Here is a 26966-nt window from a genome sequence, read left to right as displayed (position 1 = left end):
GGTTGGAAGGGCCCATCATCCACGTGCCTCCGCGAACCGGGGCGCCATCGACTCCATCTGCTCCATGACCAACTTGATCGCCTCGGGCTGCTTGTCCGGCGGATAGCCGAAGCGGACAAGGAGCCGCTTGATTGAGGACCGCAACTTGGCCCTAACGTCATCGCGTACCGTCCAGTCCGTCCGGATATCCCGGCGCATCACGGACACCAGTTCCCGGGCAATGTCCGCAAGTATGCCGTCGCCCTGGACCTCCACGGCTGACTCGTTGGAGGCCACGGCATCGTAGAACGCAAGCTCGTCCGAGTCTAGAGGGGGAGTGAAGTGCGATCCGCGGTTGCCTTCAGCTGCGACCTCGCGCGCCAACTCCACCAGCTCGGCAATGACCTCCGCCGACGTCAGCTGCTGGTTGGTGTACTTCCTCATCAGCTCGGTGATGCGCTCGGAGAACGCACGCTGGCGGATCACGTTGTTTCGTGTTGCCACAGCCGACTCATCGGCGATGAGCTTCCGCAGCGCCTCAATGGCCAGCTGTGGGTTACGGGCCTTCTGGGTCTTGGCGATGAACTCCGGTGTTAGGTCGTCCAGTGAGGGTTTTGGCATGCCGGCCGCCTCGTAGATGTCCAGTACCTCGCCCGACGACGTTGCCGATGCGATCAGGTTACCGAGCAGCCGCTGAATCTCCTCAGGAACGGGCTCACCGCTGGCCTGGCGGTCTGCGGCGTCGAACTTGGCCATGTACACGCGGGTCTCCTCGTAGACCTGGATCTCCGGCCGCAGCTCGGCCAGGGTGTCTGAGCCCGAGCAGAGCGCCCACGCCCGGGACAGCTGGCCCGAGTGCCGACGGTATTTGGAGGCCAAGGTCTCCTCGCCCTCAGCCGGGCGGTTCCCCGGAGTCTCAGGGCTCCGCAGGTAGTTGGCTGCGCCTGTAGCAGCGCTGACGAAGGCTTTGGGGCCGCCCCGCATCAGTACAGATTTCCAGTCATACCCCGCGAGCAGCCCACGGAGCGTTTCCACCAGCGAAACCGTCAGCCCAATGGCCTCATCCACGTTCCGGCCGACCGGCTTGTTGGCCTGGTCATCCTTTGTGTACTCGCCCAAGGCCTTCGCCAGATTCTCGGCCAGCGGGGCATAGGCCACCAGCAGCCCGTCCTTCTTGCCGCGGAAAGTCCGGTTCACCCGGGCCAAGGTCTGCATCAGCAGCGCGCCCTTCAGCGGCCGGTCCAGGTACAGCGTGTGCAGCGGCGGGGAGTCGTAGCCGGTGAGCATCATGTCTTTGACGATCACGAGCTCCAGCTCATCGTCGACGTCCTTGAGCCGTTCCTTGATGGTCGCGTTGGCGGAGTCGCGGCGCACATGGTCGGACACCGGCGGCACATCGGTGGCGTCACCGGAGTAGACGACTTTGATTTTGCCTTTGGCCAGGTCATTGGAATGCCAGCCGGGGCGCAGTTCCACGATCGCCGTGTACAGCTTTGCGCAGATCTCCCGCGTCCCGCCCACGATCATCGCCTTGCCCGGCGATTCGATGAACTTGCCCATCTGGGCCCGCCGGCTCTCCCAGTGCTCGACCAGGTCTTCGGCCAGCGCTGCGATACGCTGCGGGGCACCGTAGACGGCATTCACCACCGCGACGCTCGCCTCGAGCCGGGCCCGCTCCGTGTCGTCCAGGCCCAGCGTGGCCTCGTCGGCCGCCTGGTCCAGGATCTCCTCGGTGACCTCGGACGCCAGGCCCACCTTGATCAGCCGGGGCTCGAAGTACACCGGCACTGTGGCGCCGTCTGTGACGGCTCGGGAAAGATCGTAGACGTCAATGTACTCGCCGAACACGTCTTGCGTGTTCCGGTCGTCGAAGGAGATGGGCGTGCCGGTGAACGCGATCAGGGTCGCGTGCGGCAGGGCGTCCCGCAGGTGCCGGGCGTAACCGTCCAGGTCGTCGTAGTGCGAGCGGTGTGCCTCATCCACCACCACGATGATGTTGCGCCGGTCGGACAGCAGCGGGTGCTCGGTGCCGGCGTCTTTCTCGGCCTTGCTGCGTCCGAACTTCTGCAGGGTGGTGAAGTAGATGCCGCCGGTCGTGCGGTTGCTCAGTTCTTCCCGCAGCTCGGAGCGCTTCCGGATCTGCCTGGGCGATTCGGCCAGCAGCAGACTCCGGTCAAAGCCCTCGAACAGCTGGCCGTCGAGTTCATTGCGGTCCGTGATGACGACGACTGTCGGGTTCTTTAGCTTGGGGTGCCGGGCCACCAGGTTGGCGTAGAGCTCCATCTCCATAGATTTGCCGGAGCCCTGGGTGTGCCAGACGACGCCGGCCTTGCCGTTGCTTTCCACCGCCTGGACGGTGCTGCCCACGGCCTTGGTCACGGCGAAGTACTGGTGCGGCTTGGCGATGCGCTTCACGAGCCCGTCGGAGCCCTCGTCGAACGCCGTGAAGCTGCGGGTCAGCTGAAGGAAGCGCTCCTGGTTGTACAGGCCGTTGAGGGCTGTCTCCAGCGCCGTGACGGCAACCCCGTCCTCCATGTAGCCGGGAGCGACGGGCAGACCATCGTCGTCCACGTTCCAGGGCGAGAAGTGGTTGAGGGGAGTGAACGGCGTGCCGTATTTGGCCTGGATCCCGTCGGAGGCGAGCGTGAACACACAGAATCTGAATGCCATGGGGAACTCGCGCAGGTACGTCTGCAGCTGGGCGTGCGCTGAGGCCACGTCAGCGGTGGCGCTGCCGGCCTTCTTCAGCTCCATGACGCTCACCGGCATGCCGTTGCAGTACAGGACGACGTCGAAGCGGCGGTTGTAGTCGCCGTGGACCAGGGTGACCTGGTTGACGGCGAGCCAGTCGTTCTGGTCGGGGTCCTGGCTCAGCAGGTGGATAGTGGGGTTGGCTTCGTTGCCGTCGGAGTCGATGTAGCTGAGCCGGTAGCCGTCCACCAGGTAGTTGTGGATGCGGTGGTTCTCGGTGATGGCGTCGTTGGATTTGGGCGCGGCAATCTCAGCAAGGGCCTGCTGCAGGTACTCGGCGGGAACCTCCGGGTTGAATTTCTGCAGCGCGGCGAGCAACCGGGGACGGATCAGCAGCTCGTCCCAAGTGTTCCGCTCGCCGGTGCCGGGGGCGATGGCCTGCCCGGACATAGGCCGCCAGCCGAGCGGCTCGGCCAGGAGCTCAAGGGCCATGCCCTCCCATTCGGCTTCGGAAAAGGCTATGGCTGGTGCTGTTGTCACGGTGGATCCTCCTGTTGGAGCGGATGTCATTCTGGAATGTCTAGCGAAAGCTCGGCTTCGAGTTCGCGGATGCTGGGCAGGCTGGCGTTGAATTCTTCGGGCAGCGACTTGACCACGGTGTCTGTCCATTCGGCGACACCGATCGGTGCTTTGTATCCCCGGAGCGCATACTCGGACACCACGTTGTTCTTCTCCTTGCACAGAAGGAGGCCGATGGTGGGCTTGTAGTCGGCGTGGGCCAGCAGGTCGTCAACGGCTGCCATGTACATGCCCAGCTGCCCGAGGAAACCGGGTTCAAATTTGGTGGTCTTGAGCTCGATGACCACGTAGCAGCGCAGCTTGGGGTGGTAGAACAGCAGGTCAGCGAAGAACTCGTCGCCGTTGATCTCCAGCCGGACCTGCTCGCCGACGAACGCGGAGCCCTGCCCCAGTTCCAGCAGGAACTTCTCCACGTGCTGGATCAACTGGTGCTCGAGTTTCCCCTCGTTGCGGCGGTCGGTCAACGCCAGGACGTCAAAGACGTACGGATCCTTAAGGGACCGCCGGGCAAGGTCAGTGTCCGACGCCGGCAGGGTCGCAGAGAAGTTGGTGATTGCCTGCCCGGAACGCTCGTGTAGCCTCGACTCGATCTGGTGGACCAGGACATTGCGCGACCAGCCGTGCTCAACGGCGGCCGTCGCGTACCAGAGGCGGGTCTCGGCGTTGTTGAGCTTCTGGATCAGTGTCAGATGGTGGTACCAGGGCAATTGTGCAAGCGGCGCTTGCACAATTGCCCCGGCCGGCCACGTTTCGCTGAATGCCCGCATGTGCTTAAGGTTTCGCGGCGAAAACCCGGAGGCACCCGGGAACTGGTCCTTCAGATCCGCGGAGAGCCTGTCTATGATCCTGGCGCCCCAGCCTTCAAGGGTCTGCCGGTCCGGGATGTCCTGCCCGATGGCGAAATAGCTGGCCAGCAGCTGCTGGTCGGCAGCGCTAATTGCTGTGGACCGACCGGTGCTGACCTGGCGGGTGACGGAGGCAAGCAGCTCGGGATACGACTCCGGCATGGCACTGACCGCCGGCGTGGCTGGAAACGACGCATCCGTGGAGTATTGCCGGGCTCCCGGCTGGATCTCACCTCCGCCCCGGCTCATACGCCTGCGTCCTCCAGGATCTTTTCGGCGTCCTTGACCCGCAGCTTGCCTGACATGAGCTGGGGGAGAAGGGCGTCACGGGTTGCGGCAAGGGTGCGGTTCTGGACAACGGCCGCAGTAATGGATTCCATCAACGGGCCCAAGATGGCTTCCGTCGTTGCCAATTCCGTGGAATTGAAGTCCGGGACGGACAAATGATCGAAAGTCTTCATCGTGATGGTGTCGAAAACCGAGCCGTGGGCAATTTCTTTTGCTCGCTCAGTGGCGCGTAGAACCCCAAAGTAGAGGACCGCAGCTGGAACAAGTCCTGGCACAAAGCCATAGCAAGACTGGTTGAAAGACGCGGGAACGGCAAGACGGCCTACGGCGCCGACGGTACCGCGCGCGGTAAGGATGACGCTCCCACTGGGAAGTGCTTTGACTTTTGTTGTATCCACAGCACGATCCGTGATCTTCTCGGCTGTGTCTGTCACAACGCCAAAGTCGGCTCCTGTGATGTCCTTGGCCGACGCCCAGAGTCGGGCCCCGCCCCAAAACTCCTCGCCCTTCGACCGTGCGGGTGTTCCACCCAGAATCGGCCTAAGGACCTTACTCATTGGCTGACTCTCTACGCGGGCAGCTTCCCGGTCGTATAGGAGACCAGCTAGATCACTGGAAATAGCCGAAATTTTGGTGTTGGCGGCGATCTTGTCGTCGAGCGCACCCAGCACTTCTGCAATGGATCGTTGGGCGTTAAGGGAAGGGAGACATGTCTCGAATGCACCGATGCGTGACGGACTCGTATGGCGAACCGTGCTCCCGGACGCCGTGGCCAAAATATGAGCTCGATAAGAGTCCGTGCGAAGGAAGTAGCTCAAGAAACGCGAGTCAACGTTCGGATCGATAATCTCGACCAGTCCAATTCGTTGGTTGTGGAGGAAATTTCCTTCCGGAACAATGGCCGGCAGGCCGAGCGTGTCGCCCTCTTTGCTGAGATCGGTCATGGAGACCATCAGATCGCCGGGCGACAGCTTGTATTCAGGCGGGTACTCCCCGGAGTACGTCTTTGTCTTCGTACCCTTGAATCCGCCGCCAATGGCGAAATTCCCCGGAGTCACGAGTGTTGGAAACGACGGATCATCACTAAATCCAGTTCCTGGAAAGGCGAAGCCGTGCTTGATCCTGATATAGGAGGAAAGAGGACGGGTTCGCCGCTCAGACATCTACTCGTCCCAACTGCTCACGCACCAGACGTGCCCGACGCTCGGACTCCTCGAACTGAGCAAACAGCTCCTTTGACAGCCGCGCAATTTTCTCCTCAATGGGCTCGCCGTCGTCCTCGACATCGACAGCCCCAACGTAGCGACCCGGCGTTAGCGCGTAGTCTGCTGCCTTAATCTCCGCGAGGCTGGCGGAGTAGCAGAAGCCGGCCTCGTCTTCGTACGTCAGCCCTGCTTCAACAGCCGAAGCAGTCCCGCGCCAGGCGTGATAGGTATTGGCGATCTTGGCGATGTCCTCGTCGGACAGCGCGCGCTCGGCCCGATCCACCATGTAGCCCAGGTTTCGTGCGTCGATGAACAGCACCTGTCCGGTGCGGTCGATTGATCCCTTCTTGCCGGCGGTCTTGTCCTTGGCGAAGAACCACGTGCAGACGGGGATGCCCGTGCTACGGAAAAGCTGCGTTGGCAGCGCCACCATGCAGGAGACAAGGTCGGCCTCGACGAGCTGGGCCCGGATCTCGCCCTCGCCGCCGGAGTTGGAGGACATTGACCCGTTGGCCATGACCACGCCGGCACTGCCGCCCGGCGCGAGCTTGGAGATGATGTGCTGGATCCAGGCGTAGTTGGCGTTGCCGGCCGGAGGAACGCCGTACTTCCAGCGCGGATCCGATTCCGAGCGGGACCAGACCTTGATGTTGAAGGGCGGGTTGGCCATGATGAAGTCTGCGCCGTTGTTCCCGGTCAGCTCCGGGTGCTGGTCGCGGGCGAAGGTGTCGCCCCAGCGGGAAGCAAGGTTGGCGTTCAGCCCGTGGATGGCGAGGTTCATCTTCGCCATCCGCCAGGTCCGCTCGTTGAGCTCCTGGCCGTAGACGGAGATGTCCGAGCCCTCCATGTTGTGGGCCTCCAGGAACTTCTCAGCCTGGACGAACATACCGCCGGATCCGCAGCAGGGATCGTAGACGCGGCCGCGGAGCGGCTCCAGGACTTCGACGAGGACGCGGACCACGCCGGCGGGGGTGTAGAACTCGCCGCCGCGCTTGCCTTCGGCTTTGGCGAACTTTTCCAGGAAGTATTCGTAGACCTCCCCGAGCAGGTCGCGGGCCTTGCTGGCGCCCTGCCCGGTGAAGCGTGCCGAGTTGAACAGGTCCAGGAGTTCGCCGAGGCGGCGCTGGTCCACGTTGTCGCGGTTGTAGATTCGGGGGAGCGTGGCAGCCAAGGATTTGTTGTCGGTCATGATGAGGTCCATGGCGTCGTCGATGAGCAGCCCGATCGACTTGGGGGCGGCGCCGTCCATCGCGGGCAGGCCCTTGGCGTTCTCCGCCAGGTAGCTCCAGCGCGCCCGCCCGGAGACCCAGAACACGCCGCGGCTGGTGTATTCATCGACGTCGTCGATCAGCTGGGCGATCTGCTCCTCGTTGAGCCCGTCGGCCTCCAACTCGGCCTGGATCTGATTACGGCGTTCGTCGAACGCGTCCGAGACGTACTTCAGGAACACCAGCCCGAGGATAACGTCCTTGTACTGTGAGGCATCCATGGAGCCGCGCAGTTTGTCCGCGGCCTTCCAGAGCGTGTCCTTGAGTTCCTTCATGGTGGACGGGGCGAGGTCCACCTTTATTTTCTGGGGCATTTATTCAGTTCCTTCTATTGGTGCGGCGTTTGGAGATGGGTGTGTCAGGGTGAGGCTTCCGCCCGCTACGCCGTCCGTAACCAGGGTGGCGAGTTCTTCCAGCCGTTCGAGGCGCCGGCGGCCCTCCTGCTGTTCGTGTTGAAGCACGGCAAGAACCTGCATGAGCGGCTGCCGTCCGGCGTCCGGCGTGCGGCGCAGGCGCCAGTTGCGCCAGACTTTGGCGGCTTCCGGGAGACTGTTGATGTCTGCGGCCACCACGTCGGGCATCAGACCACCGGGATCACCGTCATCGATCCTCAGGATCCGGGCAGGGAAGACGACGACGTTGCCGCCCTCATGGTCGACCTTTGCGGCGGGCCGCGGGCTGGTGCAGAAGACGACGTCACCGGGCTCGGTCGGGCGTCCGTTGGGGCATGCGGCGGTGAAGTCCAGGAGGCTGATGAACCGGGGTCTCGCGCTATGGGGATTCCGGAGCTCCTGGCCGCCGAGGACCCTGCGGCCTTCCCTGGGGTTGAAACGGCTCTCGTCCAGCCGGTTGCCGTTGAGGTAGCGGAGGTTTCCGGCAGTAATCAGATCCTGTACAGGAGCCGCGCCTGGCTGGTTGCCGTGTGCGGCGGGCTGAACCTCGGGAATCGCAGGCAGCCCTGGCTGCTCGTGCAACAGGAAGCGGATGAGTTCCTCGATTCGAAGCGCTGCCTCGGCTCCGTTGGCCGACGTTGCGCGCCTCTTGACCGGCGGTGCCTCGACGAGCGAGCCCTTGCGGGCGAGAAGGACGCGGGTCTGCGGCAGCTTGGCAAACCTGAAGGAGTGCGCACGGATGGTGGCGCGGGTGCCCATCGAGGCAACGATGTCGCTGATCAGGTCCTGCCGGACATCCGGGGTGAGGGGCGTTGTGCTGAGGTCGGCGACCATGGTCCAACGTTCGGCGATGGGCACCTCCTCGTAGCACGGTCCCAGCACCCACAGGGCCTGGGGCTCCCGCGGCTTCGCGGGCAGGAGGCCGGCCTGGAGCCTGATCACGGCACGGATCCTGCCGGAGCGCAGGAGGTCCGAGCGGAGCCGGCCCGCCTCGCCGCTGAGTGGGTCGCACAGCAGCCGGGCCGGGGCGATCACCACGGCGCGCTGGCGGTCATCCATCTGGAGCACGGTGTTCTCGATGGCTTCAAGGATTTCCGTGGTGCCAAGTCCTGGTTCGCCGGGGGCCGGATACTGCGCCACATGGACGGCGGGTCCGTTGACCGAGAAGGCGCCCTGGGCGTCGATTTCAACGTGTTCGCTGTCGGCCCCGTGCACCATCAGGCGTCGCCGGGCAAGGCGTGCCGGGCCGCCGTTGTGGTCTCCGATGAGCAGTGTCAGCGGCCGGGTCTCGCCGAACTGCTGGACGATGCGGAGCATTACGTCACTGCCGCCTGGCGTCGCATCGACAAACGGTGGCGCATCCAGCTTTTGCGCCAGTTCCATGGCAGCCGATGCCACAAGGTCCAGTGCCGGGTCCGTCAGGGCTGTGTCGGATTGTTCGCGCAGTCCTTCCCGGAACCGCCGGGCCAGCAGCTTCTCGAAAGCAGCCGGTGCGCTGAAGGCACTGTCCGCTAGCCTGTCGGTGAAGCCGGCCAGTGCGGAAAGCTCAGGGCCCAGGGCTTCAAGCTCTGCGTAAAGGAAGAGGTCATCCGGGTCCGCTTCATCGGCGGCGTCAAGCAGTTCGTCCGTGGTGCTTCGGCTGAGTTCCTGACCGGTGATGACCTTCAGGGCTAGCAGTGAGGTCAGGCCGTTAAACATCCGGCGGCCGTCTTGTCCCTCCGCGTTGGCTGGAGCCATCATCCTGGCGAAGGCCGCGATGTCGTTCCGGGCCTCGGGGTTATTGCCGCGGCCCGTTGCCTCAAGCCAGGCAGCGATGTCGCCGGCGTCGAACAGCTCCATGCCGTTGATCTGGCAGGATGCTTCCGGAAACGGAAACTGGCTGCCGCTGCTCCGCTTGCGCCACATGGAGACCACGGGCCGCTGGACCTTCGCCAGGGCAGCAACATCGGGGAGCGTCATGTGCAAGGATCCGGTGGATGTGTCCATGGCTGCCCCCAATCTGTCGTGGTCGTTCGCCCAGCTTAGTCGCATGGTCCCACAAGGCAATTAATGACCTGATAAGGGGGGTTATCAGCAGTCTCAGGGTAGTGAGCGGCCGCTGCCCCCTAGGTTCATTTCTGCAGCGCAGGAAGGAAATCTTTCGGAGCTGTAGCGGCGGCGGGGAACCACGCATTGGGGGCTGGGTATCCCGCCGCCGGTCCTTCTTCGATTGAGACCTTGGGGAGAAACCATGAAGACCGAAAACACCACGCCGGCGCCCGGCACCGAGCACGCAGGAACCGCCTTGGAGCCGGAGGCTGAGTCGGCTGGGACAGGCAAATCACCGCGCCGGACTGGCCGCAAAAAGCAGGTTCTTGGTGTGCTCTTGACCGGCGTCCTGGTGGCTGGCGGAACTACATTTGGCACGACGCTGCCTGATCCCAAAGCCAGCGAGGCGTACCGGAGCATGGCCGACGAAAAGGCGGGTGCCGAGTCCGAGCGGGACTCCCTCCGGTCCGATTACGACTCGCTCAAATCCGACTACGCGGTGCTTCAGAGTGGCATTGCCGACAAGGAGGCGAAGGTCCATGCACGGGAGACCGAAGTCGGCAAGGCCGAGGCTGCCGTGAAGACCGCCGAGGCAGCTGTCAAAAAACGCGAAGAAGCCGTAACTGCCGCCGAAAAAGAAAAAGCCGCCAACACGGTGTCCGACGGGACCTGGACGGTCGGCAAGGACATCGCCGCCGGAACCTACCGGGCCACTGCCGATGTCGGATCCAGCTGCTACTGGGGCATCTACGAGACCGGCAGCAACGGCAGCAACATCATCGAAAACGACATCCCCGGCGGCGGCCGTCCCGCCGTGGCACTCTCCGCCGGCCAGGACTTCAAGTCCAGCCGCTGTGGCACCTGGACGAGGCAGTAACCGGCGCTGCCCGGCCTCACCAACCACTTGATTCATCACTTATGAAAGGCATCCCATGACCCACCAGAGCTTCGAACCCATCCCGCCGACTGCGGCAGCACCCCCTGCGGCCAAGCGCCCCTTCTACAAGAAGAAGCGCTTCGTGATTCCGGCAGGGCTTGTCCTGCTGAGCATCGTTCTTGGATCCTGCGGCGGTGGAGTCAAATCAGCCAGCGACGCTTCGGCGTCGGCACCTGCTGCCGCAAGCTCAACGACGTCTCCGGTCGCCGTAACCCCAGAATCCGCCAGTGCTCAGCCCGCACAGGCAGCAGTTGCCAGCCCCGCGCCCGAGGCACCAAAGGCGCCCGCCGCTCCCACCGTGGGCAAGCCCTTCACCATGGATCTCGGTAACGGCGACGTCGCCAGGATCACTATCCTCTCGGCCGTCCGCAAGACATCTGTGAACACGCAGTTCTCGTCGCCGGCGAAGAACGGCTCGTACCTGCTCCTAGACATACTCTGGGAGACGATGTCGGGGGAGACCAGCTCGAATCCGTTCTATTTCTCGGCCAAGGATGCCAATGGCCGCAAGGCCGACCAGAACTTGTTCGTGGACGACCAGCTCGGGTCCGGCAAGATCCTGCCCGGCGACAAGTCCCGCGGCTTCATCGCCTTCGACGTGGCACCCGGACCGGTGACGGTCATGATCTCCGACCCGCTGATGCAGGAAGCCGCGCGCATCCAGATCGCCCCGTGACATGATCATAGAAATCCGGCCAGATCCGGTGGATCCGGGACGCCCCTGACCCAGCAGCTGTCCTGGCTTGACCCGCAGGACCGCTACACCAGCCCTCTGGCCAGCAGGCCGACTAGCGTTTACAAGGAGTTCTCGTAATGCCCAACATCAACATCAAAGCTATACTCCGCGAACTCGGCTTGTTCGCCATTGCCGTAGGATACGGCGTGGCAAATAAGCACCTCGCCGACCCGGAGCGGGCGGACTGCCAGTGCCAAGTTCACCAGGAGGCAGCCAAGATCGACGCAGCCACCGCCACCCCTCCCCTGAACTCGCGGAATTCCCGTGGTACTAGCACCTCGTCTCCGAAGTCCAAGAAGGCACCGTCCCTGGCCAAGGGCGAATAGGGCACACCATCAAGTCGGCTGGCCCTCGTCAGGGTCGGCTTCTTCTCGGTCGCGAATGGCACTTTGATTCAGGACCGGTGTGACGGTTGGAACGACCGATGTCACCCCTTCGTCCAGACCAAGACCAGGGAACGCGACATTAGTTCCGAAGGTCACCTCCTGTCGGGCTACTGTAGATCGTCCGGGACGCCGAACCGCCTTCCAATGAGTACGCGAATGGCCGCGAGTAGAGGCTGATCTTCCAGCGCAACGCCCTCGCCCCCGTAGTGCACGCCCGTTTCGTCACCCACTGCTTCTATGTCAAAAAGGTTGAGGACCTCGGCCACGCGAACCTGATACTCGGTGGCGGTCATTTGGCGAGACACACGAACTGGAAGTGTGCTGAGTTTGCGCGCGACCTTAGCAGCGGGTTCATTCATGGGCGCACTCTTACATGGCGTTCCGCCATTGCACAAGGGGGGGCGCTTCGGACCTAGTCCGGGAGTATGAGGCGACGTCGGCTTAGCGGGAGCTAAGCCGATCCTCCCGAGGCACCCGCGGCAAAACCCTGCCGGCGCAGGTTCCGATACCGGCGGATCGTCGCGCAAACACCAATCAGGGTGCTGGTCGCTCTTCGGTCGTGAGTGCGCAGATAATCCACAACATAATGACCGTTATGTTGTGGGCGGTGATATCAAGAGCGCTCGACGCACGAGCAAGCGGTCGGCCAGACTTCAGAACACGCCCCGAGTCAGTGCTGATGCATGCGCGCATCAACCAAATCCCGAGCGACTTTCAGCCATTTGAACTGAGCACCGCTTCCGGTAGCGTTTTTGCGGCTGCGGCTGACCACCCGTCGAGATCACCGACCGCGACGGAGAGTCCCTTGTGCTGATTTCCGAAAGCGGTGACCGGGCGGGGGCCGCTCTGTCGGAACTGTGGCACACCTTGCCACCGGCGCAGCAAGAAGGATGGAACGCTTGCCGCTCGCACGAGTGACCGCCTTCCGTGGATGCTGGCTCTGAGCCCGTCTGACCAGGATGCCCGCGCGACCGCTGTCTTGGTGTCCGCGCGGCGTCTTTCGCCACCAACCAGTCCCGAACGGCCATTGCGGGAACTCGCCGCTCATAGGGTTGGTTCAGTGGGCGAGCTCCGCTCTATGCCCCTGTTTGGTGCCGTCAACGGCAATGTTCTCGGTTCGAGGTCGAGACCGGAAGCGTTCCAGCCTGAGTACGTCGGCAAGCAAGCCTGGAGGAGATCGGCGGCTTAGGCGGGTTTAGTTCATTCCACGGTGTCGGTAGTTAGCTCTCTATACGCAGCCTGGGTGCGCTGTATGACGACGTACAGCAACCCTATGAGGTGTGCCCCTAGCGCCACCACGACCATCGACGGCCATAGGTCGAGGCGGATGGGGCCAACGGCTGGAACGGGAGCCGTGACGGTGGAGACGACGACGGCCAGGGTGAAAGCGAGGGAGACGAGCGCCGAGTACAGGACGTTTTAAAATAACTCGTCGACAAGGCGGGGCAGGTTAAGGCGTTCCTGGACCCGGGGGTCGTGGGTAATTTGCAGCCGAAGCTGGAAAACGAAGATCATCAGGGCAAAAAGGAAGCCGGCAAGCACAGCCGTGCCCGCGATGAGTTCGGCGACACCAGAGAGTCGCCAGTCGAATATGAATGCCAGAACCGCCGCCGCGATCGGGGGTAGGTATGCCGGTAGCACCAGCCCCCACACGAGGACACCTGTCCGGTGATGCCGGAACGTGTGGAAGTGGTTCAAGTGCTGCCCGTCCTGCTCGAGGTTAGGCGTGTGGATGATCCCATTTGCCATCTGCGTCGACCCCCAGCCAGTTAGTTTGCTCCCATGAAGGCTGCCACGTGAACCCATTCGCAGTGTAGTAGGTCTCGGCTTCGCGGAACACCCGGTAACGAAACGTCGATTCGTCCAGCGATGGCTGCCCGTCATCGCTCAACATAATCCGTACGCTAGGAGTCTTCTCCTTACCTACGACAAACTTCTTGGTCTGCTCGCCCTTCTGCAGTTCGATAACGACTTCCACGTCGTCATCGTCGGCAAAACCCAAATATTCGGTCATTTTGAGGCTGCGGTTCATAACCGCGTCCCTCAGCCAGCGGGGGAAATACTTGACACCGGATTCTGGAACCAGTTCCTGCCGCAGGGTACCTAGTGGAACCGTGTGCGTTGTGGTTGACCCAGCAGCAATGTTCGATCGCCATTTCCGGGCCGTTGTCTTGATCTGACTCAGTTCAGCATCCTTGCGCCACGCATCAGCTTCTACGACTGTTTCGGTGGGGAAGTGGTGAAGGTCGCCGAAGTCGGCGATAAGAGCGTCCTTAAAGCGTTCAACTACGCGGGCCCCTCCACCGCTTATCCCCTCCCGCTCGATGCAGAAGATGCCTGTCTTGGCCTTCGGTGGGACAACGAAGGCCAAGCGAGTCATGATGGTGGCGGAGTGGTCATCAGACCGTTCATGCTCCACGCTGTGGTCGGTAATGTTGAACGTTTTACCTACACTGCCGTAGTGGCCAAACTCGATGTCTACGAAAACTGCACACCCCTGAGCATGGATGTTAGTGATGAGGGTGTACCGCTTCTTCACGGTGTCGAGAAGCTTGTCGGGATCCACTGAGGTGACGTACTCGTGAAACATCGTCAGTAGTCCGAACGGCGAAAAGTCGTCCAGCGGCGCCGTCGCCCGCTTCTTCTGTCGTTTGAACTGCAGCGTGGTCAGTCCCAATGTCCTCTTCGGCACGGTCAGGTCCCCAATCTTTGTTTCCGTTTTTAGGCGCAGGCATTCTGCTAGGAGCGGCTCTTGGTTGTTGGAGAAGGATGTTTTCTCGCCGTATGGACCTAGCCAACTGACTGAGCCTACTCTGGCGCTTTAGCAGGTGGCTGTCAGTCTCCGCCGTCGATGAGTTGTCTTCTCTGTCAAATCTGCCATAGCGAACACCGGATCCCAAGCAGAGAATCGTGTGGGGATGTGACGCAACCAGGGTTCCGACCTACCTGCTCAACTGTGAACAAGAACCGGTGAGCCGGGGCCATAGGTGGGACGAACATTCAGCCGCTGGTCTGGCGCTCTGTGTGGAAGTTTTGCCAATTCTTTGCCAATGTGTCCACCGTGGGCAAAGCAAAGGCCCCTGCTTCCTTTGTAAATAAAGGGAAGCAGGGGCCTTGCTACGTGGCGGTGACGGTGGGATTTGAACCCACGTTGGCTTTGACACCAAACAACATTTCGAGTGTTGCACCTTCGGCCGCTCGGACACGTCACCAACCTGTATAGGGTACCGGAGCAAGGCCTCCATCCCCAAAACGGCACTCTGCAGCGGTCCGCCAGGTGGGCCACGCCGGGCCTCCTCTTCCCCGGAAACGCGGCCGGGCACTAGATTCATAAGCAAGATGACTACTTCCCAGCAGACCGCACAAGCGACCTCATATTGGACCACCGGCCCGGACCAGGGTGAGCTCCGCACCGAGGAGCTTCGCCGTCCTGGCCCCGATGAGGCTATGGTCCGAACCCTGTATTCGGGCATCAGCAAGGGCACCGAACTCGTGGTGCACCGTGCCGCTGTTCCGCCCTGTGTGGCGGAGCAGATGCGCGCCCCGTACCAGGAGGGTTCCTTCCCCTCGCCGGTGAAGTTCGGATACCTCTCCGTGGGAGTCGTGGAGGAGGGCCCGGAGAGCTGGGTCGGGCAGGCGGTGTTCTGCCTCCACCCGCACCAGGACCGGTACGTTGTTCCGGTTTCCGCGCTGACCCGTGTTCCCGACGCCGTCCCTCCCCGCCGGGCGGTGCTCACCGGCACCGTGGAAACCGCCGTCAACGCGCTGTGGGAGGCCGGGCCGAGGCTGGGCGACCGCATCGCGGTGATCGGCGCGGGACTGGTGGGGGGCATGGTGGCCACGCTGCTCCGCACGTTCCCCTTGGCGAGGCTCCAGCTTGTGGACCTGGACCCGGCGCGCAAGGAGCTCGCCGATGCCCTGGGCGTGGACTTTGCCCACCCCGACGACGCCCTGCCGGACTGCGACATCGTCTTCCACTGCTCGGCCTCGGAGGGCGGCCTGGAACGCAGCCTCAAGCTCGTGGGCGACGAAGGCGAGATCATCGAGATGTCCTGGTACGCGGACCGCAAAGTCACCCTCCCACTGGGGGAGGACTTCCACGCCCGCCGGCTGTCCATCCGTGCGAGCCAGGTGGGAGCCGTTGCGCGGGCCCGCCGCCACCGCCGCACCACCGCCGACCGGCTGGACCTTGCCGTGTCGCTGCTGGAGGACCCTGTCTTTGATGCCTTCCTGACCGGCGCCTCAGCATTCAGGGAGCTGCCCGAGGTCGTCCAGCGGCTCTCGGACGGCAGCCTGGATGCGCTGTGCCACGTCATTGACTACTCACGCAAGTACCCGTCAACCGAAACGAAGAGGTAACCAGTGTTCAGCCTGACCGTCCGACGCCATTTCATGATCGCCCACAGCCTTCCCCGGGAGGCGTTCGGGCCCGCCCAGGCCCTGCACGGGGCAACCTTCGTGGCGGAGGTGACCTTCCGTCGTCGTTCGCTCAACGACGACGCCATCGTCCTGGACATCGGCGCCGCGGGCGGGATCATCGAAGAGGTCCTCGCGGGACTCAACTACCGCAACCTGGACGACCACCCGGACTTCGCCGGCAAACTGAGCACCACGGAGGCACTGGCCCAGTACATCGCCGAGGCCGTGGCGGATCAGCTGCGGGACGACACCGACGGCCGCGAGCTGTCCGGCCTGGACGTCACGCTGCGGGAAAACCCGGACGCCTGGGCCTCCTTCGCCCTCGACCTGTCCCGCGGCTAGCTGCACCATGCAACCCCGTCCGGCCGCCGTCCGGCTGCTCGTCCCCGGGAACATCCGCCACAATTCGGGCGGCAACGTCTATAACGCGGCACTGGCGCACGGACTCTCGCAGCTGGGCGTCAGCGTGGACGTGGAACCGGTGGGGGGCACCTGGCCGGTAGGCAGCAGTGAAGAACGACGGCGGCTGGCTGGCCTGCTGCGGTCCGGCACCGGTGACCCGGCCCGGGGATTATCGGCAGGGGGAACCGTGACGATCCTGGACGGGCTCGTCGCCTCCGGCGCCCCTGAAGCGCTGGAAGCGGCCGTCGCCGGCGGGCAACGCCCGTGGATCCTGCTGCACATGCCGCTGATCGACCATCCGGAACTGGAGATCCGCGCCCTCCGCGCTTCCGCCGGCGTGATCTGCACAAGCGGCTCTGCCGCGGCTGAGATCACCCGGCGTCACGGCGCCGCCCGCGTCCACGTGGCGCTGCCCGGAACGGAGAAAGCCGAGCCGGCCGCGGGTTCCGAGCCGCCGCACATTCTCTCCGTGGCCGCCTTGCTGCCGAACAAGGACCAGCTGCTCCTCCTCGGCGCCCTGGCCCAGGTGCAGGACCTGCCGTGGACGGCGGCGCTGGTCGGTTCTGATGAGGCGGACCCGGACTACGCGCGGGAAGTCAGGGCGGCGCTGGGCGGGTACGGGCTGGAGGGCCGCGTGCGGCTTGCCGGCGAACTGACGGGATCCGCGCTGGAAGAGCAGTGGCATGCGGCGGATCTAAGTCTGCTCGTGTCCAGGGTGGAGGCGTTCGGGATGGTGGTTACCGAGTCGCTCGCTCACGGCGTTCCCGTGGTGGTCCGCAGCGGCACGGGCGCCGTCGAAGCACTGAACCTGGGTGCCGTGAACCCGGATGCGCCGGAACGCGGCGGAATGCGGCTGCCGGGGGCCGCCGTCGTCCTCGACACAGACCCGGCACCACTCGAAGCGGTGCTGCGCAGCTGGCTCACCACGCCGGAGCTGCAAGCGCAGTGGCGCCAGGCGGCGCTCGCCGGACGGGACCGGCTTCCCGGCTGGCACGCGACCGCCCGGCACGTCCTGGAAATCATCGGCGGAACGGCTCCGGGGCCCGGCCATTCCTCGGACCGGCTTGCTAGTGGACAATGAGCGCATGACTATCCACGTCTCGCAGTCCGATGGCATCCGCACCGGGGAGGTCCAACCAGAGGCGCTCACTCCCGAACTGCTCCGGGCGTGGGCCTGGCACAAGCAGGGACTGGACGGCACGCTGGCCGGCTTCACCTCGGACGAGGTGTTCGCCCGGGCAGGCTGGGCACGCTCTGTGGGCGGCGCCAATCCCTACCTGACGCTCTTTGCGCGTGCCGGCATTCGCCGCGATCAGGTGGACCAGGACGTCCTGGACCTGCGGATCCACGAGCTGCCCACGGCCCGCGGCTGCACGTACGTCCTGGGCCGGGAGGACTTCGCGTGGGCCTTGAGCCTGGGCAAGAACGCGGAAGAGGCTTTCAGGGTGCTGGGCAGGCTGGGCGTGGACCGCGGCGAAATGACCCTGCTCGAAGAGCAGATCCTGCACGTGCTCTCCGAGGCTGCCGGGGCGATGGACCCCAAACAGCTCAAGGATGAGTTGGGCGAATCGGTCCGGAACCTCGGCGAGGAGGGCAAGAAAAAGGGCGCGGCCACCACCCTGCCCACGGCCTTGGGGCTGTTGCAGGCCGACGGCCGGGTGCGACGGGTCCCCATCAACGGGCGCCTGGACCAGCAGCGCTACGCCTACACTCTTTGGGCCTTGCCGCCCAGCACCCTCGACCCCGAGGGCGCCCGCGCCGAGCTGATCCGCCGCTATCTGGGCTGGACCGGCGGGGCCACCCTCAAACAGTCCCAATGGTTCACCGGCTTCACCGTCGCCCAGAGCAAAGCCGCACTGGCCGCCGTCGGCGCCGTCGAGGTTCCCACCGCCGGCGGTGACGTGCTCTGGATGCTGCCCGACGACGTCGAACGCCTCGCCGGGTTCACGCCGCCGGACGCGGAGCAGATCCAGCTGTTGGCCGGAACCGATTCGCTGGTCCTGCAGCGGCGGAATTCCGGAGACCTGTTTGCCGAGGCGGACAAGGGCAGAAAGGTGCTCAACTCCACTCTGGCGATTCAGGCCGATCTGCCGGACCACCCCATTCTCGACCGCGGCCGGATCATCGGGCTGTGGCAGTACGACCCAGTAAAGGCGCGGATCGCGTTCTGGCTCTTTGACGGCCCCACGCCGGCCGTTGAACGGCGGATTGCCGAGGTGGAAGCCTGGATCCAGGAGGACCTGGGCGATTTCCGGTCCTTCAGCCTCGATTCGCCGGCGTCCCGGCAGGAGCGGATCGACGCCCTGGACGCCGCCAACGGCCGGGGCAAGCCGTAAGGGCTAGGGGCGTTCGATGCCCCGGGGTTCGGCCTTTCCGGGCTCCGTACTGACCCCGCCGTTCAGGGGCCCCGTCCTGCGGTGCGCGGCGAAGAAATCCCGCAGCACGGCGCCGCACTCCTCCTCCTGCACTCCCGCGTAGACCTCCACCCAGTGGTTAAGGCGGCGCTCGCGGAGGATGTCGAACACCGACCCCGCGGCCCCCGCCTTTTCATCCCATGCGCCGAAGACCACACGGTGGATCCGTGCCAGCACTATCGCCCCAGCGCACATGGCGCACGGTTCCAGCGTCACCACCAGGGTGCAGTCCTCGAGCCGCCAGCCGTCCCCGGGACCGCCGTGCTGCGCGGCCCGTTCGCGGAGCCGCGCGGCAGCCTCACGGATGGCCACGACCTCGGCGTGGGCCGTGGGGTCCCCGAGCGCCTCCCGTTCGTTGCGCCCCGAACCCAGCACCGCGCCGTCAGGCCCGATCACGACGGCGCCGATGGGCACATCCTCGGTGGCCAGAGCCCGCCGGGCTTCGTCGAGGGCGAGGCCCATCCATTCGAGGTGTTGCGGATCTGCCGGGGCCATGGGTCAATTATAGTTTCGAAGGGTACTTAGTTTCAGACAGCACCTTGCCGGGAGCGATGATGAAATCCGTGACTGACCGATTCGGGCGGTGGCTTGGCCCCTACGCGGCACTGTGGATCACGCTCATCGTCGGCGGCATCCTGGTGATCACCCTAACGCTGCTCGGAGCCGAGGTGTACGACAGCGTGGTGGACCAGAAGGGTGTGTCCGGCCTGGATGAACCAGCCCTGGAGCTCGCCAAACAGTACCGGACTCCCTGGCTGGACAGCGCCGTCACGGCCTTCACCAACATCGGTGGCGGCATCGGCATGCCCATTTTGGCGAGCATCCTGGTGGCCTGGCTGATCTATGTCAGCCGCAGCTGGCGGCCCCTCATCCTCGTGGGCGGCGCCGCCGCTGTCTCGGTGACGGCAACCACCGTGGGCAAGACGCTCCTGGGCCGCACCCGCCCGGACCACATCGACGCCGTGCCGCCGTTCGAGTTTTCGCCCTCGTTCCCCAGCGGCCACACGCTCAACACCACGGTGGTGATCGGCGTGGTGGTGTACCTCGTGTGCCTGCAGGTCCGCACGAGGCGGCTCAGGGTGGCGGCCATCACCGCGGGGTCCGTGTTCATCATCGCCATGGGTTTCAGCCGGGTGTTCCTCGGCCATCACTGGATGACGGACGTGATGGCCGCATGGCTCCTCGGGCTGGCCTGGGTGGGCATGGTGATCCTGGCCCACCGGCTGTTCCACGTGATCCGCCGCAGGGAGCATGCGGGTCCGGCGCCCACCTTCGAACACCCCGCCCACCTGCCGGACAAGGAGCTTCCCGACGCCGGCGGAGGAGCCGGAAGCCGCGGCGGGAAGGCAGCCTCCGGGTGATAGTTTTGACCCATGCGCACACTCGTCGTGGACCATCCGCTGGTCGCCCACAAGCTCACCGTCCTGCGGGATAAAAACACCCCCTCGCCGGTTTTCCGCCAGCTCACCGAGGAACTCGTCACCCTCCTCGCCTACGAGGCAACCCGCGACGTCCGCACCGAGCCGGTCACGATCGAAACCCCGGTGTCCACGACCGTCGGCACCGCGTTCACCAAGCCGACGCCCCTGGTAGTCCCCATCCTCCGCGCCGGCCTGGGGATGCTTGAGGGCATGACCAAGCTGGTCCCCACGGCCGAGGTCGGTTTCCTGGGCATGGCCCGCGACGAGGAGACCCTTGACATCATCACCTACGCGGAGCGCCTCCCGGAGAACCTCACGGACCGGCAGATCTTTGTCCTGGACCCCATGCTCGCCACCGGCGGCACCCTGCGCGAGGCCATCAAATTCCTCTTCAAGCGCGGCGCCTCCGACGTCACCTGCATCTGCCTGCTGGCCGCGCCTGAGGGCCTGGCCAAACTTGAGGAAGAACTCTCCGACGCCAACGTGACCATCGTGCTGGCCTCGATCGACGAAAAACTGAACGAGAAGTCCTACATCGTGCCTGGGCTCGGCGACGCCGGGGACCGCCTGTACGGCATCGCCGGCTGAGAGGGGCCGGGCTTCCCGGGTCTTCCGGATCCTTTCGTGCCGGGCTAGCCTGTGCACCATGGACTGGAAACTTGAACTTGTGTTCGTCCCCGTGTCCGATGTGGACCGCGCCAAGGACTTCTACGTCAACAAAGTCGGCTTCAATGCAGACTACGACGAGCGTCCCATGGACGGGATCCGCTTCGTCCAGCTGACCCCGCCCGGCTCCGGCTGTTCGATCGCCATCGGGGAGGGACTCAACGATGCGCCGCCGGGCACGGCCCCGAGCCTCCAGCTCGTGGTGAATGACATCCAGGCGGCTCACTCGCAGCTGAAGGCCAACGGCGTGGATGTGAGCGACGTGGACGTCCAGGACTGGGGACATTTCGTGTATTTTTCCGACCCTGACGGCAACAAATGGGCCGTGCAGTTCATCCCCGGCAGGGAAGCCGCCCCCGAGGCCGCCGGACAGTAGGGCAAAATGGGGGCATGACTTCCAGCACAACACCTGCTCCGGCCCGGACCCTCACGGCCCGTGCCGTCCTTTTCGATATGGACGGCACCCTGGTGGATTCCACCGCGGTGGTGGAACAGGTGTGGGGCGAGTTCGCCGCGCGCTATGGCCTGGACATCGCCGAGATCCTGCGGACCTCCCACGGTGTCCAGGCCGGGGACACAGTGCGGCGCTTCGCTCCTGCTGGCGCGGACGTGGTGGCCCTTACCGAGGAACTCGGCGCAATGGAGCGGGTCCGGACCGAGGGCATTGTCGCCCTGCCCGGTGCTGCTGAGCTGCTGCGCACGCTGCCCGGGGACGCTGTGGCCCTCGTGACGTCCGCCGACCGCATCCTGGCGGACGTCCGCATGGGCGCCGCCGGCCTGGCGATGCCTGCCACGGCGGTGACCGCGGACCTGGTCACCCGGGGCAAGCCGCATCCGGAAGGCTACCTGCGGGCCGCCGAACTGCTGGGCGTGGAACCGTCGGAAGCTGTGGTCTTCGAGGACGCCCCTGCCGGCATCGCGGCAGGTGTGGCGGCCGGCATCCGCACGGTGGCGGTCGGCCCGAACACCGGTGTAGTACCCGACGGCGTGCTGCGTATCCCCGACTACTCTGCGGTCACCGCTTCGGTGGGGTCCGGCACGGACGGCCGACCGGTCATCTCCTTCCGGCTCTGACGCACGCCCCTTAGGGCGCCGGCCCCCTCGAGCCCCTGCCCCTCTGGCGCACGCTGCGGTCAGGAAAGGTCGTAGACCGTGGCGCCGCCCACCGTCCTGGCCGTGAAGTTCGCCGCCACCCAGTCGGAGATCCTGGCCGCCGCGTCCGACCCCGTCTCGCCCTGCATCATGCTGCCGCCGATGAAGTAGTGGATTTCACCGGCGGCCACCAGCTTCTGGAACTGTTCGAGGTTCGGCGCGGGATCCGTTCCGTTGAACCCTCCCACCGCCATCACCGGAAGTCCGGACGCCAGCGGCGCCGCGAGGACCGCCGCGAGCGCGACTCCCGCCGTCGTGCGCTGCGATGCCGTCCGGAGCTGCGCCGATGACGTCCGGAGGTCCTGCCCCGCCAGCGCCAGCAGGAGCAGGGCCGCCGCGGCCAGCGACGCGAGCAGCACCGTCCAGCGCAGCCAGGGCAGGTACGCGGGGGAGCGGCCCAGCAGCTGGAAGGCCAGGCTCCCGGCAGCGATCACAGCTGCAGCCAGCGGCAGGGCTGCCGCGGGACGGGCGCGGCGCTGCCACAGAAGGATGCCGCCCAGCCCCGCCAGGCCTGCGATGCCGGGGGCCAGGGCAACCATGTAATACGGATGGATGATGCCGGCCATGAAGCTGAACGTGAGGCCGGTGACCGCCACCCACAAGCCCCAGATGACCACGGAGGCCCGCACCGCATCAGTCCGCGGGGCACGCCGGCCGACCCACAGCAGGGCGCCGGCAAGGATCAGCACCGACGGCAGAAGCCACGCGATCTGGCCGCCGAACTCGCTGTTGAACAACCGCAGAAGCCCGGGCGTTCCCCAGCCGTTCCCGCCGCCCACGCTGCCGGTCTCGTCGCCGTTGAGCCGGCCCAGGCCGTTGTAGCCGAGCGTGAGTTCCAGGATGGAGTTGTTCTGCGAGCCGCCGATATACGGCCGGTTTTCTGCCGGGATGAGTTCGACGGCAGCCAGCCACCACCCGGCGGCGGCCACCATGGCACCGCCCGCGCCAGCGAGCCGCAACAGCCTTTTGCCGAGGCCGCCGGGTGCAGCGAGCAGGTACGCGGCGGCCAGGCCAGGCACCACCAGCAGGACCTGGAACTGCTTGGTCAGGAATCCGAGGCCGAGCAGCACACCGCCCAGCAGGAGCCAGCGGAAGCGGCCATCCTGGATCGAGCGCAGCACTGCGTAGGCAGCCGCGGTCATGACGAGGACCAGCAGGGCATCTGGGTTGTTGAAGCGGAACATCAACGCAGCCGCCGGGGTCAGCGCCATAACGGCGCCCGCCAGCAGGCCGCCGCAGTGGGCGGGCCGGTCATCGCCGGTGGCGGGTGCGGCGGCGCGGCGCACCGCAAGGTACACGAGCCAGACCGTCGCCACCCCCATCAGGGCCTGCGGCACCAGGATGCTCCAGGAGTTCAGTCCGAACAGCCTGACGGACAGGCCCATAATCCAGAGGGCTGCTGGCGGTTTGTCCACCGTGATGGCGTTGGCGGAATCGGAGGAGCCGAAGAACCACGCCGCCCAGTCCTGTGAGCCGGCCTGCGCCGCGGCCGAGTAGAAAGCATTGGCCCAGCCCGAAGCTCCCAGGTTCCACAGGTAGAGGACGGCAGTACCCAGCAGGAGCCCGGCAAGCTCGAGGCGGCTCCGCAGCTGGGCGGGCGGCCCGGTTTCCGCTGGTTGCCCGGCACCTGCGGATTGTCTGGCCACGCCGGGTGCCGTGGAACCGGGGCGCCGGAAGCTAAGGCGGGAAATGGTGTTGGTCATGACGGCCTACTCGCTCAGCTTGTACACGGTGGAAGTGCCCACGGTCTGGGCGTCAAAGTTGGCGGCTACCCAGGTGGCAACCTCGGAGTTCCCCCCGCGCATGCCGCCTCCGCGCATGCCGCCCATGCCTCCGCCGGAGATGAAGTAACCGATCTCGCCCTTGGCCACCATTTCCTGGAACTGCGCCAGGGTGGGGTACGGGTCGCCGCCGTTCCAGCCGCCCAGGGCAATGACGTTGGTGCCCGTCGCCAGCTCCAGGCTCGCGGCCTGACTGGCCCCCGAGACGATTCCTGACCACTTCGCGGTGCTCGACTTGAGAAGCGCGGTGAGCTCGGAGCCGGCCGATCCGGCGCCGTCGGCCACGCCTGCCGGGCCGCCCTGCCCTCCGTTGATGCCCGCACCGCCGGCGATGTCCGCCCTGCCCGTCTGGCCTCCGGGACCGCCCATGGCGGACGCGGTGGGTCCCGACGTCGGAATGGAACCGGAGTGGGGCTGGGCGGCGGTGGCGAAGGTCCAGGCCGTGCTGCCGAGCCCGCCCGCCAGCAGCGAAACGACCACAACACCGGCCGCCGCAGACTTGCGCAGCCGTGCGGAAACGTTCTGGAGCGAGTCGAGCCGCAGCGCCAGCGCTGCCGCCGCCAGCACGCCGAGGACAACTGCGGCCGGCCTGAGCCAGGGCAGCCAGGACGCGTCGCGGCCCAACAGCACTGCGGACCAAACGGAGGCCGTCAGGACTGTTGCGGCCAGAACGGTCCTGGCTGGCCAGTAGGACCGCCCGCGCCACAGTTCAACGGAACCGATTCCCACCAGCGCCGCGATGGACGGTGCCAGCGCCACAACGTAGTAGGGATGGACCGTTCCTCCCATGAAGCTCAGGATTCCAGCCGTCACCAGCAGCCAGCCGCCCCACAGCATCAGGGCCGCCCGGGTCCGGGAGGTGCGGGTCTCGCGGCGTGTGAACCAGAGGCCCGCAACGAGCAGGATCAGCGCAGCCGGAAGCAGCCAGGACACCTCGCCCCCGAAGCTGCCACCAAACATCCGTGTAATGCCGGCCGCTCCGCCGAAGCCCACGTTGCCGGACATGCCGCCGCCGGCGCCTGGGGCGGTTCCGCCGCCGGGCGTGCCCCCTCCCGAACCGGTGATGCGGCCCAAACCGTTGTAGCCGAACGTGAGTTCCAGGAAGCTGTTGTTTTCCGAGCCCGCCATGTAAGGACGTGCTGAGGCGGGCGTGAGCTGGAACAGCGCGATGTAGCTGCCCGCGACGAGGACGATACCGCCGGCAGCCGCCAGCAGATGCAGCACCCGCCGGCCCAGGGTGGTGGGCGCGGCCCAGACGTAAGCCAGCGCGAGGCAGGGCACAATCAGGAAGCCCTGCAGCATCTTGGTCAGGAACGCGAGTCCGATCACGGCACCGGCCACGGCCAGCCACTTCCAGCCGGCCTTTTCGATGGCGCGGGTGGTGAAATATGCTGCCAGCACCAGGCACAGCGTTAGCAGGGCGTCCGGGTTGTTGAACCTGAACATCAGCGCGGCCACGGGGGTCAGGGCCAGTGCACCGCCGGCCAGCAGCCCGGCGGCCGGACCGGACACACGCTTCACGGTCAGGTAGAGAAGCCCGACGGCGGCCACACCCATGAGTGCCTGCGGCACCAGCATGCTAAGCGGCGAGAAGCCGAAGATCCGCCCGGCCAGGGCAGGAATCCAGAGTGCCGCCGGCGGCTTGTCCACGGTGATCGCGTTCCCGGCATCGAGGGAGCCGAACACTAAGGCGGTCCAGTCCTTGGTGCCGGCCTGGATGGCCGCGGCATAGAACGAGTTGGCGTATCCGGTGGCTTCGAGGTTCCAGAGATACAGGACCGCCGAGAAGGCCAGCAGCAGCGCGGCTGACGGTCGGACCCAGCGGGACTGGTTTCCCGTCAGCAGGGAATGAAGGCGTGAACGCGACACCGGCGTCTGCCCGGAGACGCCCCGTTCCTGTTCTGCGCCGGATTCGGCCTCCGTGCGGTGCTCTGCACGGCTCACTGTGGTGGTCATTTGCTTGCCTCTTCTTCAGCGGTCTTGGAGTCTGTGGCGGCGGAAGCCTGGTGCACCGGCGGCGACTGCCGCCGTCGGAACACCCATAGCCTGAACAGCAGGAACTTCACCGCCGTGGCGGCGAGGTTGGCCGCGGTGACGGTGACCAGCTCAAGCCAGCGGTCCGGCGTCGTGCTTCCATGGACGAGGACGAGCGCCCCGGAGGTGAGGGCCCAACCGATCCCGAAGACCAGAAGACCCTCAAAGTGATGGCGCGCAACGTCGCTGCCGCCGGCGATGCCGAAGGTGAAGCGCCGGTTGGCCGCGGTGTTGGCCACGGCCGTGGTGAGCAGGGCCAGGAAATTGGCGAGCTGCGGATCCATGAAATTGCGGCACAGGAAGAAGAGCAGCAGGTAGGCCAGGGTGGACGCTGCGCCGATGGTACCGAAGCGGACCAGCTGGCCGAACAGGCTGCCGCTGGGGCTCTGTTCCTGGCTGCGGGAGGCCGCGGGAAGGGGGCCGCGGGCCAGCGCACCGCGAAGCTCGGCGACGGGAATGCGCCCGGACACCATGTCCCTGCTGAGCCGGGCCATGCCGCGGACATCCGCGAGGGCGGTCTGGACGATGTCCACACTGGAATGCGGATCGTCCGTCCAGTCCACCGGAACTTCGTGGACGCGGAGCCCGCACTTTTCGGCCAGGACCAGGAGCTCGGTGTCGAAGAACCAGGCGTTGTCCACGGTGTGCGGCAGGATCTGTTGGGCGATGTCCGCCCGGATCGCTTTGAAACCGCACTGCGCATCGCTGAAGTGCGCCCCCATCACGGACTGGAGCAGGAAGTTGTAGCTGCGGGAGATGAACTCGCGCTTGGGCCCGCGGACCACCCTGGAATTGCGTGTCAGCCGCGTGCCGATGGCGAGGTCTGAGTGCCCGGAAATCAGCGGTGCCAGGAGGGGACCCAGAGCCGCGAGGTCGGTAGAGAGGTCCACATCCATATACGCCAGGACGGGTGACGGCGAGGCCAGCCACACTTTGCGGAGGGCGTTGCCGCGGCCCTTCTCCTCGAGGTGCACCACTGACACTTCTCGCAGCTCCCTGGCCACCCGCTCGGCGGTCTTGAGGGTGCCGTCCGTGCTCGCGTTGTCCGCCACGGTGATGCGGAACGGGTGCGGGAAGCTGCCCCGGAGATGCGCATGCAGCCGGCGCAGGCACTCCTCCAGGTCGCGTTCCTCGTTGTAGACGGGGATGGTCACGTCCAGCACGGGAACCGCGGCGGCGGTGTCGATGGGTGAGCGCCGCAGATGCCGTGCGCGGGCAACGGCCGGGCTGTGCCCGTCAGACGGCGCGGAGTGGACCCGCGCGGGCGGCTGGGGGTGCAGTGGAGGGTGCGGCTGGGTTCCTGAGGCCTGGTCTGTGAGGGTCATGCTTCAACAGTGGCGGGG

At 65.5% G+C, this 26966-nt stretch carries 23 protein-coding genes and 1 tRNA gene; 11 read left to right on the top strand and 13 right to left on the bottom strand.

All coding sequences use genetic code 11. The features are described from left to right. Positions 1-15: 15 nt before the first annotated feature. From AC1DD3_RS08735 to AC1DD3_RS08715, 5 genes are read right to left on the bottom strand one after another with little or no spacing between them, the layout of a single operon-like run. Positions 16-3240, bottom strand: a complete 3225-nt coding sequence (locus AC1DD3_RS08735; protein ID WP_476881442.1) for a type I restriction endonuclease subunit R — start codon at positions 3238-3240, stop codon at positions 16-18. Beyond that, positions 3237-4343: a PDDEXK nuclease domain-containing protein gene (locus AC1DD3_RS08730; RefSeq protein ID WP_476881441.1), complete on the bottom strand. Its 1107-nt coding sequence runs from the start codon at positions 4341-4343 to the stop codon at positions 3237-3239. The genes AC1DD3_RS08735 and AC1DD3_RS08730 overlap by 4 nt, the downstream gene beginning before the upstream one ends. Next, complete coding sequence (locus AC1DD3_RS08725) at positions 4340-5545, bottom strand: restriction endonuclease subunit S (RefSeq protein WP_476881440.1); 1206 nt, start codon at positions 5543-5545, stop codon at positions 4340-4342. The genes AC1DD3_RS08730 and AC1DD3_RS08725 overlap by 4 nt, the downstream gene beginning before the upstream one ends. Then, on the bottom strand, positions 5538-7169 hold the full coding sequence (locus tag AC1DD3_RS08720; protein WP_476881439.1) for a class I SAM-dependent DNA methyltransferase: 1632 nt from the start codon (positions 7167-7169) through the stop codon (positions 5538-5540). Before AC1DD3_RS08720 ends, AC1DD3_RS08725 begins: the two co-directional genes overlap by 8 nt. Beyond that, positions 7170-9233 carry a hypothetical protein gene (locus tag AC1DD3_RS08715; RefSeq protein WP_476881438.1) on the bottom strand — a complete coding sequence of 688 codons (2064 nt, stop codon included), beginning with the start codon at positions 9231-9233 and terminating at the stop codon, positions 7170-7172. A 244-nt stretch (positions 9234-9477) separates the two neighbouring features. Between AC1DD3_RS08715 and AC1DD3_RS08710 the strand changes: the two genes are divergently transcribed. From AC1DD3_RS08710 to AC1DD3_RS08700, 3 genes are all read left to right on the top strand, one after another. Then, a complete protein-coding gene (locus AC1DD3_RS08710; RefSeq protein WP_476881437.1) occupies positions 9478-10152 on the top strand; it encodes a hypothetical protein in 675 nt (224 codons plus the stop codon). A gap of 55 nt (positions 10153-10207) precedes the next feature. Further along, positions 10208-10888 carry a DUF4352 domain-containing protein gene (locus tag AC1DD3_RS08705; RefSeq protein WP_476881436.1) on the top strand — a complete coding sequence of 227 codons (681 nt, stop codon included), beginning with the start codon at positions 10208-10210 and terminating at the stop codon, positions 10886-10888. A gap of 137 nt (positions 10889-11025) precedes the next feature. After that, complete coding sequence (locus tag AC1DD3_RS08700) at positions 11026-11274, top strand: hypothetical protein (protein WP_476881435.1); 249 nt, start codon at positions 11026-11028, stop codon at positions 11272-11274. Positions 11275-11441: 167 nt separating this feature from the next. Here AC1DD3_RS08700 and AC1DD3_RS08695 read toward each other — a convergent pair whose 3' ends face one another. The 4 genes from AC1DD3_RS08695 to AC1DD3_RS08680 all read right to left on the bottom strand — a co-directional run bounded on the left by AC1DD3_RS08695 (position 11442) and on the right by AC1DD3_RS08680 (position 14546). Beyond that, a complete protein-coding gene (locus tag AC1DD3_RS08695) occupies positions 11442-11693 on the bottom strand; it encodes a hypothetical protein (protein ID WP_476881434.1) in 252 nt (83 codons plus the stop codon). A gap of 1060 nt (positions 11694-12753) precedes the next feature. Continuing rightward, positions 12754-13083, bottom strand: a complete 330-nt coding sequence (locus AC1DD3_RS08690) for a hypothetical protein (RefSeq protein ID WP_476881433.1) — start codon at positions 13081-13083, stop codon at positions 12754-12756. Continuing rightward, positions 13055-14011, bottom strand: a complete 957-nt coding sequence (locus AC1DD3_RS08685; RefSeq protein WP_476881432.1) for a hypothetical protein — start codon at positions 14009-14011, stop codon at positions 13055-13057. Before AC1DD3_RS08685 ends, AC1DD3_RS08690 begins: the two co-directional genes overlap by 29 nt. A gap of 445 nt (positions 14012-14456) precedes the next feature. Then, a tRNA-Ser gene (locus AC1DD3_RS08680) sits at positions 14457-14546 on the bottom strand. Between the two features lie 127 nt (positions 14547-14673). On the opposite strand from AC1DD3_RS08680, the gene AC1DD3_RS08675 reads away from it, so the two are divergent. From AC1DD3_RS08675 to AC1DD3_RS08660, 4 genes are read left to right on the top strand one after another with little or no spacing between them, the layout of a single operon-like run. After that, complete coding sequence (locus AC1DD3_RS08675; protein WP_230120179.1) at positions 14674-15693, top strand: zinc-dependent alcohol dehydrogenase; 1020 nt, start codon at positions 14674-14676, stop codon at positions 15691-15693. 3 nt (positions 15694-15696) lie between these two features. Continuing rightward, positions 15697-16095, top strand: coding sequence for a 6-pyruvoyl trahydropterin synthase family protein (locus AC1DD3_RS08670; RefSeq protein WP_230120180.1), 399 nt, complete (start codon positions 15697-15699; stop codon positions 16093-16095). A gap of 7 nt (positions 16096-16102) precedes the next feature. Then, positions 16103-17236, top strand: coding sequence for a glycosyltransferase family 4 protein (locus AC1DD3_RS08665; protein ID WP_230120181.1), 1134 nt, complete (start codon positions 16103-16105; stop codon positions 17234-17236). A gap of 4 nt (positions 17237-17240) precedes the next feature. Then, positions 17241-18491 carry a DNA glycosylase AlkZ-like family protein gene (locus tag AC1DD3_RS08660; RefSeq protein ID WP_476881431.1) on the top strand — a complete coding sequence of 417 codons (1251 nt, stop codon included), beginning with the start codon at positions 17241-17243 and terminating at the stop codon, positions 18489-18491. A gap of 3 nt (positions 18492-18494) precedes the next feature. On the opposite strand, the gene AC1DD3_RS08655 is transcribed toward AC1DD3_RS08660, so the two are convergent. After that, positions 18495-19064 (bottom strand): nucleoside deaminase, encoded by a 570-nt coding sequence (locus AC1DD3_RS08655; protein ID WP_230120183.1) that lies wholly within the window; start codon positions 19062-19064, stop codon positions 18495-18497. A 59-nt stretch (positions 19065-19123) separates the two neighbouring features. Between AC1DD3_RS08655 and AC1DD3_RS08650 the strand changes: the two genes are divergently transcribed. Genes AC1DD3_RS08650 through AC1DD3_RS08635 form a run of 4 tightly spaced genes read left to right on the top strand, consistent with a single transcriptional unit; the run spans position 19124 to position 21730 of the window. Then, complete coding sequence (locus AC1DD3_RS08650; protein WP_230120184.1) at positions 19124-19930, top strand: phosphatase PAP2 family protein; 807 nt, start codon at positions 19124-19126, stop codon at positions 19928-19930. Positions 19931-19942: 12 nt separating this feature from the next. Beyond that, complete coding sequence (gene upp, locus AC1DD3_RS08645; RefSeq protein ID WP_476875147.1) at positions 19943-20578, top strand: uracil phosphoribosyltransferase; 636 nt, start codon at positions 19943-19945, stop codon at positions 20576-20578. 58 nt (positions 20579-20636) lie between these two features. After that, complete coding sequence (locus AC1DD3_RS08640; RefSeq protein WP_476875148.1) at positions 20637-21032, top strand: VOC family protein; 396 nt, start codon at positions 20637-20639, stop codon at positions 21030-21032. 14 nt (positions 21033-21046) lie between these two features. Next, a complete protein-coding gene (locus AC1DD3_RS08635; protein ID WP_476875149.1) occupies positions 21047-21730 on the top strand; it encodes an HAD-IA family hydrolase in 684 nt (227 codons plus the stop codon). Between the two features lie 59 nt (positions 21731-21789). Here AC1DD3_RS08635 and AC1DD3_RS08630 read toward each other — a convergent pair whose 3' ends face one another. From AC1DD3_RS08630 to AC1DD3_RS08620, 3 genes are read right to left on the bottom strand one after another with little or no spacing between them, the layout of a single operon-like run. Beyond that, positions 21790-23511: an ArnT family glycosyltransferase gene (locus AC1DD3_RS08630; RefSeq protein ID WP_476881430.1), complete on the bottom strand. Its 1722-nt coding sequence runs from the start codon at positions 23509-23511 to the stop codon at positions 21790-21792. Positions 23512-23517: 6 nt separating this feature from the next. After that, complete coding sequence (locus AC1DD3_RS08625; RefSeq protein WP_230120189.1) at positions 23518-25545, bottom strand: glycosyltransferase family 39 protein; 2028 nt, start codon at positions 25543-25545, stop codon at positions 23518-23520. Then, complete coding sequence (locus tag AC1DD3_RS08620) at positions 25542-26948, bottom strand: bifunctional glycosyltransferase family 2/GtrA family protein (protein ID WP_476881429.1); 1407 nt, start codon at positions 26946-26948, stop codon at positions 25542-25544. The genes AC1DD3_RS08625 and AC1DD3_RS08620 overlap by 4 nt, the downstream gene beginning before the upstream one ends. Positions 26949-26966 lie beyond the last annotated feature (18 nt).

The sequence above is a fragment of the Arthrobacter sp. 05T444 genome, assembly GCF_056395905.1.
Note: the sequence above shows the minus strand (reverse complement) of the source record. Positions and strands in the feature narration are given on the sequence as shown.

Excerpts from the sequence above, each read along its gene's own strand:
- AC1DD3_RS08735 (WP_476881442.1), bottom strand. The coding sequence starts at position 3,240 with ATGACATCCGCTCCAACAGGAGGATCCACCGTGACAACAGCACCAGCC.
- AC1DD3_RS08730 (WP_476881441.1), bottom strand. The coding sequence starts at position 4,343 with ATGAGCCGGGGCGGAGGTGAGATCCAGCCGGGAGCCCGGCAATACTCC.
- AC1DD3_RS08725 (WP_476881440.1), bottom strand. The coding sequence starts at position 5,545 with ATGTCTGAGCGGCGAACCCGTCCTCTTTCCTCCTATATCAGGATCAAG.
- AC1DD3_RS08720 (WP_476881439.1), bottom strand. The coding sequence starts at position 7,169 with ATGCCCCAGAAAATAAAGGTGGACCTCGCCCCGTCCACCATGAAGGAA.
- AC1DD3_RS08715 (WP_476881438.1), bottom strand. The coding sequence starts at position 9,233 with ATGGACACATCCACCGGATCCTTGCACATGACGCTCCCCGATGTTGCT.
- AC1DD3_RS08710 (WP_476881437.1), top strand. The coding sequence starts at position 9,478 with ATGAAGACCGAAAACACCACGCCGGCGCCCGGCACCGAGCACGCAGGA.
- AC1DD3_RS08705 (WP_476881436.1), top strand. The coding sequence starts at position 10,208 with ATGACCCACCAGAGCTTCGAACCCATCCCGCCGACTGCGGCAGCACCC.
- AC1DD3_RS08700 (WP_476881435.1), top strand. The coding sequence starts at position 11,026 with ATGCCCAACATCAACATCAAAGCTATACTCCGCGAACTCGGCTTGTTC.
- AC1DD3_RS08695 (WP_476881434.1), bottom strand. The coding sequence starts at position 11,693 with ATGAATGAACCCGCTGCTAAGGTCGCGCGCAAACTCAGCACACTTCCA.
- AC1DD3_RS08690 (WP_476881433.1), bottom strand. The coding sequence starts at position 13,083 with ATGGCAAATGGGATCATCCACACGCCTAACCTCGAGCAGGACGGGCAG.
- AC1DD3_RS08675 (WP_230120179.1), top strand. The coding sequence starts at position 14,674 with ATGACTACTTCCCAGCAGACCGCACAAGCGACCTCATATTGGACCACC.
- AC1DD3_RS08665 (WP_230120181.1), top strand. The coding sequence starts at position 16,103 with ATGCAACCCCGTCCGGCCGCCGTCCGGCTGCTCGTCCCCGGGAACATC.
- AC1DD3_RS08660 (WP_476881431.1), top strand. The coding sequence starts at position 17,241 with ATGACTATCCACGTCTCGCAGTCCGATGGCATCCGCACCGGGGAGGTC.
- AC1DD3_RS08655 (WP_230120183.1), bottom strand. The coding sequence starts at position 19,064 with ATGGCCCCGGCAGATCCGCAACACCTCGAATGGATGGGCCTCGCCCTC.
- AC1DD3_RS08650 (WP_230120184.1), top strand. The coding sequence starts at position 19,124 with ATGAAATCCGTGACTGACCGATTCGGGCGGTGGCTTGGCCCCTACGCG.
- upp (WP_476875147.1), top strand. The coding sequence starts at position 19,943 with ATGCGCACACTCGTCGTGGACCATCCGCTGGTCGCCCACAAGCTCACC.
- AC1DD3_RS08640 (WP_476875148.1), top strand. The coding sequence starts at position 20,637 with ATGGACTGGAAACTTGAACTTGTGTTCGTCCCCGTGTCCGATGTGGAC.
- AC1DD3_RS08635 (WP_476875149.1), top strand. The coding sequence starts at position 21,047 with ATGACTTCCAGCACAACACCTGCTCCGGCCCGGACCCTCACGGCCCGT.
- AC1DD3_RS08630 (WP_476881430.1), bottom strand. The coding sequence starts at position 23,511 with ATGACCAACACCATTTCCCGCCTTAGCTTCCGGCGCCCCGGTTCCACG.
- AC1DD3_RS08625 (WP_230120189.1), bottom strand. The coding sequence starts at position 25,545 with ATGACCACCACAGTGAGCCGTGCAGAGCACCGCACGGAGGCCGAATCC.
- AC1DD3_RS08620 (WP_476881429.1), bottom strand. The coding sequence starts at position 26,948 with ATGACCCTCACAGACCAGGCCTCAGGAACCCAGCCGCACCCTCCACTG.